This window comes from Microbacterium tenebrionis (genome assembly GCF_903645325.1).
Lineage (GTDB): Bacteria > Actinomycetota > Actinomycetes > Actinomycetales > Microbacteriaceae > Microbacterium > Microbacterium tenebrionis.
The window spans coordinates 53,141-67,244 of the sequence record NZ_CAHJXQ010000001.1 but is presented as its reverse complement, the minus strand read 5'-3'; the positions used below and the strand labels follow the sequence as shown (position 1 = coordinate 67,244).

Here is a 14,104-nt window from a genome sequence, read left to right as displayed (position 1 = left end):
CCCCCGACGTGTCAGGCTGCGACATGCGCGCCCGTCCAGGTGTATTCCGCGATGCTCTCGGCTTTCATCTCCATGCCCGCGCCCGGTGCCGTCGGGGCCATGTAGGAGCCGCCCCGGATGTCGGTGGGCACGACGAAGTGCTCGTGCAGATGATCGACGTATTCGATCAGGCGGCCCTCGCGCGCGCCGCTGACGGCGACGAAGTCGAACATCGACAGATGCTGCACGGCCTCGCAGAGCCCCACGCCGCCGGCGTGCGGACAGACCGGAACGCCGAACTTGGCGGCGAGCAGCAGGTTGGCGATGTTCTCGTTGACGCCGGCGACGCGCACCGCGTCGATCTGCATGACGCTGATCGCGTCCGCCTGCAGCAGCTGCTTGAAGATCACGCGGTTCTGCGCGTGCTCGCCCGTCGCGACGCGGATCGGAGCGATCGCACGGGCGATCTCCGCGTGACCGAGGACGTCGTCGGGGCTCGTGGGCTCCTCCACCCATGCCGGCTGGAACTCGGCGAGGGCGTTCACCCACTCGATCGCCTCGGAGACCTCCCAGCGCTGATTGGCGTCGATCGCGATGGGGAAGTCGGGGCCGACGACCTCGCGCGCCTTGCGGAAGCGACGGATGTCGTCGTCGAGGTCGTCCCCGACCTTGAGCTTGATCTGCGTGAAGCCGTCGGCGAGGGCTTCACGGGCGAGCCGCTCGAGCTTCTCGTCGGAGTAGCCGAGCCAACCAGGGCTGGTCGTGTAGGCGGGATAGCCGGTCGCGAGGAGTTCGGTCTCCCGCTCCTCGCGACCGACGGCACCCGCGCGGAGGATCTCGAGCGCCTCTTCGCGCGTGAGGGCGTTGGTGAGGTAGCGGAAATCGACGAGGTCGACGAGCTCCTCCGGGCTCATGCGGCCGAGCAGCTGCCACAGCGGGAGCTCCGCGCGCTTGGCCTTGATGTCCCACAGCGCGTTGGTCACGGCGCCGATGGCCATGTGCATGACGCCCTTCTCCGGGCCCAGCCACCGCAGCTGCGAGTCGCCGATGATCTCGCGGAAGGTTCCGCCCATGTCGTCCAGCAGCGGCTCGATCTCGCGCCCGACGAGGTGATCGGCGAGCGCTTCGATGGCCGCGACCTGCACGTCGTTCCCGCGGCCGATCGTGAAGACGAAGGAGTGCCCGGCGATGCCGTCGGCATCATCGGTGCGGATCACGACATAGGCGGCCGAGTAGTCGGGGTCGGGATTCATCGCATCCGAGCCGTCCAGGCTCAGCGACGTCGGAAAGCGGATGTCGGTCGTGTCGAGTGCGACGATGCGGCTCACTGCGATGGTCTCCTTGTGCAGTCCCGATCCTCTCGAGAAGGGATTCTCGACGGATCCCTTGGAGTGTAAACATCCGATGTCTATACTGTCAATCAGATGCACCGCCGCATGGCGGATCCCCCGACGAAGTAGGAGAACCATGAAGTTCGCGCGGCTTGGCGCCCCTGGATCCGAGATTCCCGTCCTGATCGACGGCGATCGCCATCTCGACCTCCGCGCCGTGACATCCGATGTCAACGGTGACTTCCTGGAGAGCGACTTCCGCGCTCGCGTTGCCTCGGCACAAGCATCCGGCGAACTGCCCGAGCTCGAGAACGCCGCCGAACTGCGCATCGGCGCCCCGATCGCCCGCCCGAGCGCGGTGATCTGCATCGGCATGAACTACGCCGAGCACGCCGCCGAGTCGAACTCCGAGCCGCCCAGCATCCCGATCATCTTCCTGAAGACTCCGAACACCGTCGTCGGCCCGAACGACACCGTGACGATCCCCCGCGGCAGCGAGAAGACGGACTGGGAGGTCGAACTCGGCATCGTCATCGGTGCCAGAGCCGCGTACCTGGACTCCCCCGACGAGGCCGACGCCCACATCGCCGGCTATGTCGTCGCCAACGACGTCTCGGAGCGCGACTTCCAGATGGCGGTCTCGGGCGGTCAGTGGTCGAAGGGCAAGATCGCGGCCGGCTTCAACCCGACCGGCCCGTGGCTGGTCACCCCCGACGAGGTCGACGTCGACGATCTGAACCTGCGCAGCTTCGTCAACGGCGAGCCCCGCCAGGACTCGAACACCTCCGACATGATCTTCGACGTCCGCACGATCGTCCACCACCTGTCGCAGTACGTCACCCTCGAGCCGGGCGACCTCATCCTCACCGGCACGCCCCAGGGCGTCGCACTCTCCGGCCGGTTCCCGTACCTGAAGGACGGCGACGTCGTCGACATCGAGATCGATGGTCTGGGTCATCAGCGGCAGACCTTCACCGCCTGGGAGGCGCAGCGATGAGCGCGCCGCTGGAGGGGCTCGTCGCGATCGTCACCGGAGGCGCGTCGGGCATCGGCGCCGCGGTGGCGGCCCGCCTGCACGCCGACGGCGCGCAGATCGCCGTCCTCGACCGCGACCCGTCGGGCGCCGATGAGCGCTTCGCCGCGTTCACGGCCGACGTCTCGGACCGCGCGAGCGTGGATGCCGCGGTCGCCGCGGTCGCCGAGCGCTTCGGCCGCATCGACATCGTCGTCAACAACGCCGGCATCGGCGCCGTCGGCGACATCGCCGCGAACGACGATGACGAGTGGGCCAGGGTGCTCTCCGTGAACGTGACGGGCATCGCACGGGTCACCTCGGCAGCGCTCCCGTGGCTGCGGCAGTCGCCGTCTGCCGCGGTGTGCAATACGGCCTCCATCGCGTCGACGACCGGCCTCCCCCAGCGCGCGCTGTACTCCGCGTCCAAGGGCGCGGTCGCGGCACTGACGCGCGCCATGGCCGCCGACCACCTGCGCGAGGGCATCCGCGTCAACGCCGTGAACCCGGGCACCGCCGACACCCCGTGGGTCGGGCGCCTGCTGGATCAGGCGAGCGACCCCGGGGCCGAGCGCGCGGCGCTCGAGGCGCGCCAGCCGCACGGACGCCTGGTCTCGCCGGACGAGGTCGCAGCGGCCGTCGCCTACCTCGTCTCGCCGGCTGCGGGCTCGACGACCGGAACCTTCATCGAGGTCGACGGAGGCATGGCGCAGTTGCGCCTGCGGGCCGAGTGACCGGCGCCGCGGCGAAACCTCAGCGGATGCCGTAGAAGCGGACCGCGTTCGACCAGAACAGCTTCTCATCGTCGAGACCACGCGCCTCGGCCCAGTTGCGGACCGTGTGGCACCAGTCGTCGCGATTGCCCGGCCAGTAGTACGTGTCCTCGGGGCTGCCGTCGTGAGTCGAGGACGAGACGGGCCAGTCACTGCCCCACATCAGACGGTTCTCGCCGAACGCATCCGCGGCGACGTCGAGGAACGGCTCCATCTGCTCCTCGTCGATCTGCCCCTGGGATTCGGCGGGGAGCCCGGAGAGCTTGACCGAGACCTGCGGGTTGGCCGCGAGCGCGCGCAGATCGCGGATCCACTGCGCGCTGGGCGCGAGAGGCTGCTCCCGCGTGCCGATCGCCGGCTTGCCGAGATGGTCGAGCACGATCCGCAGCCCTGGTACCGCCTCGGCGAGCGCCGTGACGTCGGGGATCTGATGCGCACGGACGCAGGCGTCGAAGGTGAGGTCGCGGGCGGCGAGCTCGCGAGCTCCTTCGATGAACGCGGGGCGACGGGCGAAGCCGTCCTCCTCTCCCTGGAGCAGGTGTCGGATGCCGACGACGAGTTCGTGCTCGGCCAGAGCGTCGAGGTGCTTGCGGAGCTTGCGCACGCGGTCCAATCGGGCGCCCGCCACGATGGCGACCACTCCGGCTTCCCGGGCGATCGACTCGACCCACCGGACTTCGGCGAGCGCCTGCTTGGGGAGAGGGTCCGCCTGCACGAACACCGCGACCTGCTGCTCGACATCGTCGATCAGGTCCTCGCGCAGCGCCTCCACGGCGAAGGTGCCGTCCAGCTCGCCCTGGAGCCAGTCGTACGTGAGGACGTCGGGATCCCACAGGTGCAGGTGGCTGTCGACGACACGCATGACCCCATCCTCACACAGCCCGAGCAGACATCCGATCAATCGCTAGGATGCCCTCATGGCTGTCACCGATGAGGCGATCGAGAAGATCAAGGCGATGATCGTGTCGGGGGAGCTCTCCCCCGGCGACCGCCTGCCTCCCGAGAAGGAGCTCGCCGAGCGCCTCGGCCTCAGCCGCAACTCGATGCGCGAGGCGGTCAAGGCGCTCGAGGTCATCCGCGTGCTCGATGTGCGGCGCGGCGACGGCACGTACGTGACGAGCTTGGAGCCGCACCTGCTGCTGGAGGCGATCTCGTTCGTCGCCGACATGCACGACGACGACTCGCTCCTCGAGATCTTCGCCGTGCGGCGGATGCTGGAGTCCCAGGCGACGGGCCTCGCTGCCACGCTCGGCTCCGACGACGCGATCGGCGCGCTGCAGCAGGAGCTCGACGCCGTCAGCTCCGAGGTCAGCATCGACGACCTCGTCGCGCACGACATCCGCTTCCATCGCGAGATCGTCCGCATGGCGGGCAACGCGTATCTCGCCAGCCTCATCGAGAGCCTCAGCGGCCAGACGGTCCGGGCGCGCATCTGGCGTGGTCTCACCGAGCAGGACGCGGTCGAACGGACACTGTCGGAGCACCGTGCGATCGCCGACGCGATCGCCCAGCACGACCCGAACCTGGCCACCTCGCTCGCCACGGCGCACATCGCCGGAGTCGAGCGCTGGCTGCGTCAGGCCGCCACAGCCTGATCCTCGAATCCCCCGGGCCGCGCCAAGACTGCACCATCACTGCGCTGTCTCGGGGCGGCCTGGCAGCCTCGAGAGTTACGCGCCGATCCGCCCCATGGCTGCCTCGAACTCGGCGGCCGAGGAATCGCTGACGTCGTGCTGCAGCAGTGCGTCGAGCACGTCCGGCGCGGCGGTGAAGTACGGCACACCGGCCATACGCAGGGACACGATGTCGTCCGCGGAGCGCAGGCTGGCAGCGAGGACGTTCGTCTCGCTGCCCGCGCAGACCTCCTGCATCCGGGCGATGAGAGCGTCGCCGTCGACACCGGCATCCCGCAGGCGCCCGAGGTAGGGGGCGATGTACCGCGCGCCGATGCTCGCCGCGGCGAGCGCCTGCCCGACGGAGTACACGGCCGTCACGAGAACGCTCGCTCCATCGGCGACGAGGGCGGATGCCGCGGCGAAGCCCGCTGCGGTCGCGGGGACCTTGACCGCAGCCCGGTCGCCCAGCGCGCGGGTCGCGTCGGCGTTGCGGAGCATCTCGGCCGCGCTGCCGCCCCAGGTCTGGAAGAAGATCTCGGGCGCGCCCTCGCCCTCCCACCGGGCGTAGAGCTCGGGGATCTGCGCGGCCGAGCAACCACCCCGCTCGAGGATCGTGGGATTCGTCGTAACGCCATGCACGACCCGCGCCGCGAGCAGGCGCGAGACCCGTTCGACGTCGGCGCTGTCGACGTACAGACGCGGAGCGATGGCGGCAACAGGCATGCGGGACTCCTCGAGAGCGCAGGGGACCGGCAACCTGTCGTTACAGGTGCGGATTCGGCTAATGTAATGACAGCGAACGGCGAAGTCAAAGGAGCCCCATGCCCACCTCCCCCACCGAAGGGCGCACCGGCGTCGTCATCGTCGGGAGCGTCACGGCGGACGTGACCACCTTCTCCCAGCGGCTCCCCGCCCGCGGCGAGACGATCCTCGGCGATCAGTTCACCCTGTTCCTCGGCGGCAAGGGTGCGAACCAGGCCGTCGCGGCCGGTCTAGCCGGTGCTCGCACCAGTTTCGTCGGGTGCGTGGGCGACGACCTGTTCCGGGACCTCGTCGTCGACGGGCTCACCGAGGCCGGCGTCGACCTCGCCCATCTGCGCACCGTGCCCGGCCCGACCGGCATCGCGCACATCCGTGTGGACGCCTCGGCCCAGAACGACATCGTCATGGTCCCGCTCGCCAACGCCGAGCTGAACACGGAGCAGATCGACACCGCGCTGGATGCGCTGGCGAGCTCGAGCTCCGTGCTGCTCACGCAGCTCGAGACGCCGTCGGCTCTGACCGCGCACATCACCGGACGCGGCCGCGAGCTCGGCTTCACGGTCATCCTCGACCCGGCGCCTGCTGCACCGCTGGCAGCCGACGTGTGGCGGAGCATCGACATCGTCACCCCGAACGAGACCGAGGCCTCGGTGCTCAGCGGCATCGAGGTGACCGATGCGGTATCCGCAGAGCAGGCCGGCCGCTGGTTCCTCGACCAGGGCGTCGGCGCGGCCGTCATCACTCTGGCGGCTCAGGGCTCATGCGTCGTCACCCCCGACGGCACGACGATCGTCCCACCGCTGCCCGTCGACGCCGTCGACACCACCGCCGCCGGCGACGCCTACGCGGGCTACCTGGGCGCGGCGCTCGCGAACGGCGCGACGTTGACGGATGCCGTGCGCCTGGCCACCGCCGCCGGCGCTCTGACCGTCACGAAGCAGGGCGCCTCGCCGAGTCTCCCCGAGCGCCATGAGGTCGACGCCTTCCTCGCCGAGCGCACCGAGAGCGCTGCGCGCGCCGCATCCTGAACAGGAGCCCCACCACCATGCGAAAGACGTCCACGACGATAAATCCCGCGCTCTCCCGCGTGATCAGCGAGACCGGCCACACCGACCTCATCGTCGTGACCGATGCGGGGCTGCCCATTCCGCCGGGATCGGATCGGATCGACCTCGCCTACCGCCCGGGTGCGCCGGCGTTCTTCGACGTGCTCGACACCGTGCTCGCCGAGCTCGTCGTGGAGGGTGCGACCGTCTCTGCCGAGGTCGCCGATCACAGCCCCCAGGTGCTGGAGCAGCTGCGAGAACGCCTCCCCGGCATCGAGATCGAGCTCGTGCCGCACGTGGAGTTCAAAAAGCTCACCCACGACGCCCGCGCCTTCGTCCGCTCCGGCGAGTTCACACCGTACGCGAACGTGATCCTGCACGCGGGGGTGGCGTACTAGATGTCCCCCACCGTCGACACGATCGATCGGCACTCGGCCGCCCCGATGTACGACCAGCTGCGGCAGCTGATCATCGACGGCATCGAGCGGGACGGACTCCAGCCCGGCGACCCGCTCCCCGGCGAGCACCGGCTGTGCGAGCGCTACGGCATCTCGCGCACGGTCGTCCGGCAGGCGCTCGCCCAGCTCGAGCACGAAGGCATGGTCGAGCGCGTCAAGGGCAAGGGAACGTTCGTCTCGCGCCCCCGCACCAGTGAGTCTCTCGTGCACACGCTGATCGGCCTGTTCGACGATGTGGAGCGCCGCGGCGGCCACGTGCACAGCGACATCCTCCGGCACGAGCGCGAAGAGGCGGACGCCGATGTCGCGGCGGCCCTCGAGATCCCCGTCGGCTCGCCGGTCATCGCCCTCGAGCGCCTCCGCCACGTCGACGGCGAGCCCTGGTCGCTGTCGACGACGTGGATGCCGGAAGCGGTCGGTGCGCTGACTCTCGACGTCGACCTGTCCGAGGCATCCCTCTACCGGCTGCTCGCGGAGCACGGAGTCCAGGCGACGGACGGAGTCCGCTCGGCCGAGGCCACCGTCGCGACGCACGACCAGGCTCACCACCTCGGGATCAGCGCCGGGTCGGCGCTGCTGCGTCTGCGCAGCATCAGCCGGGATGCGTCGGGAACGCCGATCGAGTACTTCATCGCCCTGCACCGCGGCGACCGGTCGCGGTTCGAGTTCCAGCTGCGTCAGGAGCAGTCGCAGGCGTCGCTTCTGCATGTCGATGGCAGCGGAGGCACGTTCCAGGCGGGTACAGTCTCTGTCTGAGGCGAGTGCCGCCTCGGAGAGGATGACGGACGATGGTCGACGCCGCAGATGACGCCGCCCCGGGCGATGCCACCCAGAAGCCCGAGACCGGCTCCGTACCGCCGATCGCCGATCTGACCGACCGCCCGGCGCCGACTCCCGGGCCGTTGACGAAGCCCGCTCCGGTCGTGCGGCCGCCCAAGCGCGCTGCGCGCTGGCTTGTGCCCGTCATCGTCGTCGTCGTGCTCGCCGCCGTCGCTGGCGCCGTGATCGCCTGGCAGGTGGCGCAGTCCGGGATCGCCTGACCTCCTGGACCAGGGCACCAATCTCGTCGGCGCGTTCGAGCTGATCGCACGCATGCTCGCCGCCGGACGCACCGGCAGCGTCGTGACGTTGATCTGCGACGGCGGGGCCCGCTACGCCGGAACGTACTATGCGGACGACTGGGTGTCCGATCAGGGCTGGGATCTCGCCCCGCACCGGGCGCATCTCGAGCGGTTCCTCGACACCGGGGTCTGGAACGACTGACCCGGTTACGATGACGGCATGACCACTCTGATCCTCACCGTCGCCGGATCCGACCGCCCTGGCCTCGTCGCCGCCGTCGCCGACATCGTCGACGCGCATGGCGGCAACTGGGAGAGCAGCCAGCTCGCCGAGCTCGCGGGCGTGTTCGCGGGAGTCATCCAGGTCGCGATCCCCGCCGAGCAGGAGGAGGATCTGCAGCAGGCGCTGCGGGCGCTGGACGGGACGCTGACGGTCTCGGTGCACACGGGTGCGGATGCTCCGGCTCGCGATCAGCCCATCACCCTGCAGATCCTCGGCAACGACCGACCGGGGATCGTGCGCGAGGTCTCTGCCGTGCTCCGCGCTCATGACCTCAGCATCCACGACATGACGACCGAGACCCGGGATGCGGCGATGGCCGGCGGACGCCTGTTCGAGGCGTCCGTTGCGGCGACGGTCCCGGCAGCCGCCGATCTCGCCGCCTTGCGTGTCGACCTGGAGCGTCTGACCTCCGAGCTCCAGGTCGACATCACGCTCGACTGAGCGCGATCGCAGATCGACTCAGACCAGTCGCTCCTTCGGGGAGACCGAGTACGTGTCCTCCGGGTCGCGGTTCACCGTGTCGCCGAGTGCCTCGTCGATCGCGGTGAGCGTGTCGGAATCCAGCGTCACGCCCGACGCCTTGACGGTGTCGGTGAGCTGCTCGGGGCGGGATGCTCCGACCAGCGCAGCCGCGACGTTCTTGTTCTGCAGCACCCAGGCGATCGCGAGCTGCGGCATCGTGAGGCCCGCCTGCTGGGCGATGGGCTTCAGCTTCTGGACGGCTTCGAGGATGTCATCCTGCAGGAACCGCTGGATGAAGTGGGCGCCGCTGTGCGGATCGGTCGCGCGCGAGCCCTCCGGCGCGGGCTGACCGGGCAGGTACTTGCCGCTGAGCACGCCCTGCGCCATCGGCGACCAGACGATCTGCGAGATGCCGAGCTCTTCGGATGCCGGGACGACCTTGCCCTCGATGACGCGGTGCAGCATGGAGTACTGCGGCTGGTTCGAGATGAGCTGCACGCCCAGCTGCTTCGCCAGGGCGTGGCCCTCGCGCAGCTGCTCTGCCGTCCACTCGCTCACGCCGATGTAGAGGGCCTTGCCGGCCCGGACGACGTCGGCGAACGCTTGGAACGTCTCCTCCAGCGGTGTCTCGTAGTCGAAGCGGTGCGCCTGGTACAGGTCGACGTAGTCGGTGCCGAGACGCTTCAGCGAACCGTTGATCGACTCGAGGATGTGCTTGCGCGACAGCCCGGTGTCGTTCGGGCCCTTGGGCCCGGTCGGGAAGTACACCTTGGTGAAGATCTCGAGGCTCTCACGCCTCTGGCCCTCGAGCGCCTTGCCGAGGATGACCTCAGCCGCGGTGTTGGCATAGGTGTCGGCCGTGTCGAACGTCGTGATGCCAGCATCCAGCACGGCGTGCACGGTCTTCACCGCGGCGTCGTCCTCGACCTGGGAGGCGTGCGTCACCCAGTTGCCGTAAGTGATCTCCGAGACTTTGAAGCCGCTGTTACCGAGATAGCGATAGTTGACCATGTCTCAACGCTACGGCCACTCGGCCGGCACGGCGCCGGTATGTCAGATCATCACGCGTGCCGGCCCGCTTCGCCCACTGACGATCGCCCCGAGCACGACGCATCCGAACGCGGCGGCGACGCTCACGACATACAATGGCGCGACGCCGGGCAGCGTGACGCCGCCGGAGACGAAGTACGTGTCACTTAGGCTCATGCCCGGCCCGAAAGAGGCGATGAACAACGCGGGAGCGCCGAGCGTCAGCACAGCCAGGAAGAGCAGCGCAGCCAGTTGCGGGTCCGCGCTGGTGCGGATCACGAGCACGGCGACGACCACCGCGATGACGACGCCGAGCACGAGGAACATCACCGGGCCCGCATCCGACGGCGACTCACCGGCCGCTGCCATCTCGCCCCGGATCCCAGCGAGGCTTCGGCCTGGAACTGCGGCCAGCGGCGTCAGGACGATGATCTGGAGGGCCCCCCAGACCGCGTACGCGGCGACGGCGACCGCACCGAGAATCGAGACGAGGACGGTCGCGCGGCGCGGTTCGTTCATGCGGCGACCGTATTGGCGCACCCTGGGAGATCACCCGGCGCGTCAGCGAAGAAGAGTTTCCGGGCCCGGAATCGATCCCGGGCCCGGAAACTCTTCTCCGAGAGTCAGGCGTCGATCGATTCGCGCAGGTCGGCGCGGGTGATCGGCTGCGTCGGCACGTCGGTGGTCGAGGGGGCGGCGGTCGAGGCAGCAGATGCCGGCGCCTCGGATGCCGGAGATGGGTCGGATGCCGCAGCATCCGCTGTCGTCACGATCGACGCCCGATCGCGGAAGCCCTCGGCGGTCACCCGATCCAGATCGACCTGCTTGCGGATCGCGTACGCCTTCTCGTACAGCGACGGGTCGCCGTAACTCGTCAGCACCTTCACGATGACGGGGAGCAGCTCGATCATGAAGAACAGCGCCGCGATGAGCCAGTGCGCCCACCAGATGGTCGGCTCCTCCTCGGCGAGGCGGTTCAGGGCGCTGATCTGACTCAGCAGACCGACCGCTCCGGCGTTCCCCTGCGCGACGGAGTCGGCGCGGGCGTTGTAAGCGGCGAGCGCCTGCTCGTACGTCTCACGAGCGGCGGGGAGCTGGTCGTTCGCCTGCTGGCGGTTCGCCGACTCCGACGAAGCGGTGTTCTCCTTGGCGGCGGTCTCCGCGGCGGCGAGTTCGTCGTTCGCCGTGCGCAGCTGTGCGGCCAGCGCATCGTAGGTCTGCTGGGCCTGCGCGAGCTGCGCCTGGGCGGCATCCGAGCTCGACCCTTCGCCGTTGACCCCCGTGCAGCCGGGGACCTCGCCCGCGCCTTCACCGGTGAGCTCGCATTGGTAGAGCGCGCGTGCCTGGTCGATGACCTTCTGCTGCTCGGCCATCTTCGACGTGATGTCGTCGACGGTGGCCTGCGCGGCGGTCGTGGATGCCGAACCCGACTCGGTGTCGGCGACGATTCCCGTGGCCGCCTGGTTCTCGAGCGCGGCGACCCGTGCGGTCGCAGCATCCAGCGCCTTCTTCTCCGGGCCGCTCTCGAGAGCATCCTGGTCCGACTGCGCCTGCACGATGTTCGTCGCGGCGACCTCGCGGTTGATGTCGTTGTGGAACACCTGCAGAACCAGCGGCTCGGCGACGAGGAATCCGATCAGGACCGCCATGGCGACTCGGGGAAGCGCGAGTCCGATGAGCTTTCCGATGCTGCGCGTCGACGTCATGGTCGATGTCAGGAACCGGTCGAGGTTGAAGATGATGCCGGCCCACACGATCGCGAGGGGAACGGCGATCCACATCGCGGCCTGCACGCCCGTGGTGAGGGCGAAGAACATCGAGATCGCCGAGACGAGCGCGGTACCTGCGAGCACGAAGAACATCTGCACGAATCGCGGCGTCTCACCGGGAACACGGTCGAGGATCTCGCCGTCCGCGCCGCCGAGGATCGCCATGGTGCGCAGTCGAGACCCGCGCGTGCGCGGCTTGTTCTCGCGCTTCGCCTTCGCGGCGCGGCGCTGCGCGCGCTTCATCTTCGTGGGTCCGAACACGCCCTGCGCCCGCTCGAGGTCGCCCAGCTCATCAGCTGCGGGTTCGGCCCTGCGCGGCTGGTCGCCGGTCGCGGACGCCTCGCTGCCGGTGGGCTCGTAGCTGCGGAGGAAGTCGAGATCCTCGTCGGTGACGGAGCCCTCAGGGGTTTCGCCGTCGATCGAAATCTGCCCGTCGGAGCCCATACGGCCAGGGCGATGCGCGGAATAGGACATCCCTAGAGGCTACGAAACTCCGCCTGAGCGACAGCCGGAAGCCTCAGTCCGCGGAGAGGGCGGCCGCGGCGACCTCATCCTCGGTGGTCGCGACGAGCTGGCCGCAGGCGCCGTCGATCTCCTTGCCGCGGGTGTCGCGGAGGGTCGTCGGGATGCCGGCGTCGTTGAGCCGGCGGACGAACTCGTCGGTGACGTCCTTCTCGGATGCCGTCCACACCGACTCGGGCGTCGGGTTCAGCGGGATCGGGTTGACGTGCACCCATCCGCGGCCCCGCTGATTGAGCTTCTCCGCCAGCAGGTCGGCGCGCCAGGCGTGGTCGTTCATGTCCTTGATGAGCGCGTACTCGATCGAGACGCGGCGACCGGTCTTCTCGTAGTACTCGTGCGCGGCATCCAGCGCCTCGTCCACCTTCCAGCGCGAGTTCACCGGGATGAGCTCGTCGCGCAGATGATCGTCGGGCGCGTGCAGGGACAGTGCGAAGGTGACGGGGATGTTCTCGTTCGCCAGCTTTCTGATGGCCGGCACCAGGCCGACCGTCGACACGGTGATGCCGCGAGCGCTCATGCCGAGGCCGTCGGGCTGCGGGGCGACCATGATGCGCACGGCGTCCATCACGCGCTTGTAGTTCGCGAGCGGTTCTCCCATGCCCATGAAGACGATGTTGCTGACGCGCTCCATGCTGTGGTCGTCGGCCTTCTTGCCGCCGAGACCGCCCTCGGCGATCAGGCGGTTCGCGCGGACGATCTGCTCGACGATCTCGGCGGTGGACATGTTGCGGGTGAGCCCGGCCTGTCCGGTGGCGCAGAACGGGCAGTTCATGCCGCATCCTGCCTGGCTCGACACGCACAGCGTGATCCGGCCCGGGTAGCGCATGAGGACGGACTCGACCAGCGCGCCGTCATGCAGACGCCACAGGAACTTGATCGTGTCGCCGCGATCGGTCTCGAGGCGCCGCACCTCGGTGAGCAGCGGCGGAAGCATCCCCGCGACGAGCTCCTCGCGCTGCGCGGCGGGGAGGTCGGTCATCTCGGCGGGGTCGGACGTGTAGTGCGTGAAGTAGTGCGTCGCGAGCTGCTTGGCGCGAAAGCCCGGCAGACCGAGTTCTTTGACCTTCTCGATGCGCTCGGCCGGCGTCAGATCCGCCAGGTGCACCGGCGGCTTGCCGCGCTTCGGGCTGGCGAACTGCAGCAGTGGACGACCGCTCTCATCCTTCTTCTGGGTCCAGCCCTCGGTGCGTGGGCGCACCTGCGGGTTCGCAGGCCCCGTCAGGCGGATGGGAGATTTCTCGGTCATACCTCCAGGGTACGGGCTGGGAGGTGGAAAGGCCCTGGGGCGGCGTGAGTCACGGCACTTGTCATTACAGGCTGGGGTCCGCGAGAATGGGGCATCCCCCGATGAAGGAGCCCGATGACCGACCGCCTCGCCCGCGCCCGCACCTCCGGCGTCCTCGCCGTCCTCCGCGCCCCCTCCCCCGAGTCCGCCCTCGAGACCGCCGAGGCGATCATCCGCGGTGGGGTGACGGGCATCGAGGTCACGTACTCCACACCCGATGCGCCGGCGGTGATCCGCGAGCTCATCGCCCGCCATGGGGATGCCGCGTACGTCGGCGCGGGAACCGTGACCTCGGCCGACGAGGCCCACGCCGCCGTGGAGGCGGGCGCGGAGTTCCTCGTGAGCCCCGGCACCCTGCCCGACCTCACCCGCACGATGCTCGACACCGGAGCGGTCGTGATGACCGGCGCGCTGACGCCGACCGAGATCATGGGGGCACTGGGGCTCGGCGTCGACGTCGTGAAGGTGTTCCCGGCATCCCTCGGCGGGCCGTCCTACTTCGGCGCGCTGCGCGGACCGTTCCCGGATGCTCCACTCATGCCCACCGGCGGCGTCAGCCCCGACAACCTCGCCGCGTGGTTCGCCGCCGGATCGGTCGCAGTGGGCGCGGGAGGCGACCTCGCGAACTCGGCGTCGATCGCCGCGCAGGACTGGGACGACATCACGGCGCGCGCCGCTCGGTTCGCTGCGGCGCTGGCCGCCGTGCGCGGGTGACG

Annotated in this window: 17 protein-coding genes; 10 read left to right on the top strand and 7 right to left on the bottom strand. The window is 69.4% G+C overall.

Annotation, left to right across the window (positions count from 1 at the left end):
• Positions 1 to 11: 11 nt before the first annotated feature.
• Positions 12 to 1,307: an L-fuconate dehydratase gene (locus tag HWX58_RS00350; RefSeq protein ID WP_175984978.1), complete on the bottom strand. Its 1,296-nt coding sequence runs from the start codon at positions 1,305 to 1,307 to the stop codon at positions 12 to 14.
• A gap of 139 nt (positions 1,308 to 1,446) precedes the next feature.
• Here HWX58_RS00350 and HWX58_RS00345 point away from each other — a divergent pair, with 139 nt between their 5' ends.
• Together HWX58_RS00345 and HWX58_RS00340 are read left to right on the top strand one after the other, a co-directional pair.
• A complete protein-coding gene (locus tag HWX58_RS00345) occupies positions 1,447 to 2,307 on the top strand; it encodes a fumarylacetoacetate hydrolase family protein (protein WP_175984977.1) in 861 nt (286 codons plus the stop codon).
• Entirely contained in the window at positions 2,304 to 3,056 is a 753-nt protein-coding gene (locus HWX58_RS00340; RefSeq protein ID WP_175984976.1) for an SDR family NAD(P)-dependent oxidoreductase, read from the top strand. Before HWX58_RS00345 ends, HWX58_RS00340 begins: the two co-directional genes overlap by 4 nt.
• 19 nt (positions 3,057 to 3,075) lie before the next feature.
• Here the strand turns inward: HWX58_RS00340 and HWX58_RS00335 are convergent, their stop codons facing one another.
• Positions 3,076 to 3,957, bottom strand: a complete 882-nt coding sequence (locus HWX58_RS00335; protein ID WP_175984975.1) for an amidohydrolase family protein — start codon at positions 3,955 to 3,957, stop codon at positions 3,076 to 3,078.
• A gap of 55 nt (positions 3,958 to 4,012) precedes the next feature.
• Here HWX58_RS00335 and HWX58_RS00330 point away from each other — a divergent pair, with 55 nt between their 5' ends.
• A complete protein-coding gene (locus HWX58_RS00330; protein WP_175984974.1) occupies positions 4,013 to 4,690 on the top strand; it encodes a FadR/GntR family transcriptional regulator in 678 nt (225 codons plus the stop codon).
• 75 nt (positions 4,691 to 4,765) lie between these two features.
• Here the strand turns inward: HWX58_RS00330 and HWX58_RS00325 are convergent, their stop codons facing one another.
• Positions 4,766 to 5,434, bottom strand: a complete 669-nt coding sequence (locus HWX58_RS00325) for a transaldolase family protein (RefSeq protein WP_175984973.1) — start codon at positions 5,432 to 5,434, stop codon at positions 4,766 to 4,768.
• 98 nt (positions 5,435 to 5,532) lie between these two features.
• Here HWX58_RS00325 and HWX58_RS00320 point away from each other — a divergent pair, with 98 nt between their 5' ends.
• Genes HWX58_RS00320 through HWX58_RS00295 form a run of 6 tightly spaced genes read left to right on the top strand, consistent with a single transcriptional unit; the run spans position 5,533 to position 8,762 of the window.
• Entirely contained in the window at positions 5,533 to 6,501 is a 969-nt protein-coding gene (locus HWX58_RS00320) for a ribokinase (protein WP_175984972.1), read from the top strand.
• 17 nt (positions 6,502 to 6,518) lie between these two features.
• Positions 6,519 to 6,917, top strand: a complete 399-nt coding sequence (gene rbsD, locus HWX58_RS00315) for a D-ribose pyranase (protein ID WP_175984971.1) — start codon at positions 6,519 to 6,521, stop codon at positions 6,915 to 6,917.
• A complete protein-coding gene (locus HWX58_RS00310) occupies positions 6,918 to 7,733 on the top strand; it encodes a GntR family transcriptional regulator (protein ID WP_175984970.1) in 816 nt (271 codons plus the stop codon). It begins immediately after the preceding gene.
• 32 nt (positions 7,734 to 7,765) lie between these two features.
• Positions 7,766 to 8,017, top strand: coding sequence for a hypothetical protein (locus HWX58_RS00305; protein ID WP_175984969.1), 252 nt, complete (start codon positions 7,766 to 7,768; stop codon positions 8,015 to 8,017).
• Between the two features lie 52 nt (positions 8,018 to 8,069).
• Positions 8,070 to 8,240 (top strand): hypothetical protein, encoded by a 171-nt coding sequence (locus HWX58_RS00300; protein WP_250646018.1) that lies wholly within the window; start codon positions 8,070 to 8,072, stop codon positions 8,238 to 8,240.
• 18 nt (positions 8,241 to 8,258) lie between these two features.
• Positions 8,259 to 8,762, top strand: a complete 504-nt coding sequence (locus HWX58_RS00295) for a glycine cleavage system transcriptional repressor (protein ID WP_175984968.1) — start codon at positions 8,259 to 8,261, stop codon at positions 8,760 to 8,762.
• Positions 8,763 to 8,780: 18 nt separating this feature from the next.
• On the opposite strand, the gene HWX58_RS00290 is transcribed toward HWX58_RS00295, so the two are convergent.
• The 4 genes from HWX58_RS00290 to rlmN all read right to left on the bottom strand — a co-directional run bounded on the left by HWX58_RS00290 (position 8,781) and on the right by rlmN (position 13,349).
• Positions 8,781 to 9,794: an aldo/keto reductase family protein gene (locus HWX58_RS00290; protein ID WP_175984967.1), complete on the bottom strand. Its 1,014-nt coding sequence runs from the start codon at positions 9,792 to 9,794 to the stop codon at positions 8,781 to 8,783.
• A gap of 42 nt (positions 9,795 to 9,836) precedes the next feature.
• On the bottom strand, positions 9,837 to 10,331 hold the full coding sequence (locus HWX58_RS00285) for a hypothetical protein (RefSeq protein ID WP_175984966.1): 495 nt from the start codon (positions 10,329 to 10,331) through the stop codon (positions 9,837 to 9,839).
• A 104-nt stretch (positions 10,332 to 10,435) separates the two neighbouring features.
• On the bottom strand, positions 10,436 to 12,055 hold the full coding sequence (locus HWX58_RS00280) for a DUF4407 domain-containing protein (RefSeq protein ID WP_175984965.1): 1,620 nt from the start codon (positions 12,053 to 12,055) through the stop codon (positions 10,436 to 10,438).
• Between the two features lie 43 nt (positions 12,056 to 12,098).
• Positions 12,099 to 13,349 carry a dual-specificity RNA methyltransferase RlmN gene (gene rlmN / locus HWX58_RS00275; protein ID WP_175984964.1) on the bottom strand — a complete coding sequence of 417 codons (1,251 nt, stop codon included), beginning with the start codon at positions 13,347 to 13,349 and terminating at the stop codon, positions 12,099 to 12,101.
• A 114-nt stretch (positions 13,350 to 13,463) separates the two neighbouring features.
• Between rlmN and HWX58_RS00270 the strand changes: the two genes are divergently transcribed.
• Positions 13,464 to 14,102, top strand: coding sequence for a bifunctional 4-hydroxy-2-oxoglutarate aldolase/2-dehydro-3-deoxy-phosphogluconate aldolase (locus HWX58_RS00270; RefSeq protein WP_175984963.1), 639 nt, complete (start codon positions 13,464 to 13,466; stop codon positions 14,100 to 14,102).
• The last annotated feature ends 2 nt before the right edge of the window (positions 14,103 to 14,104 follow it).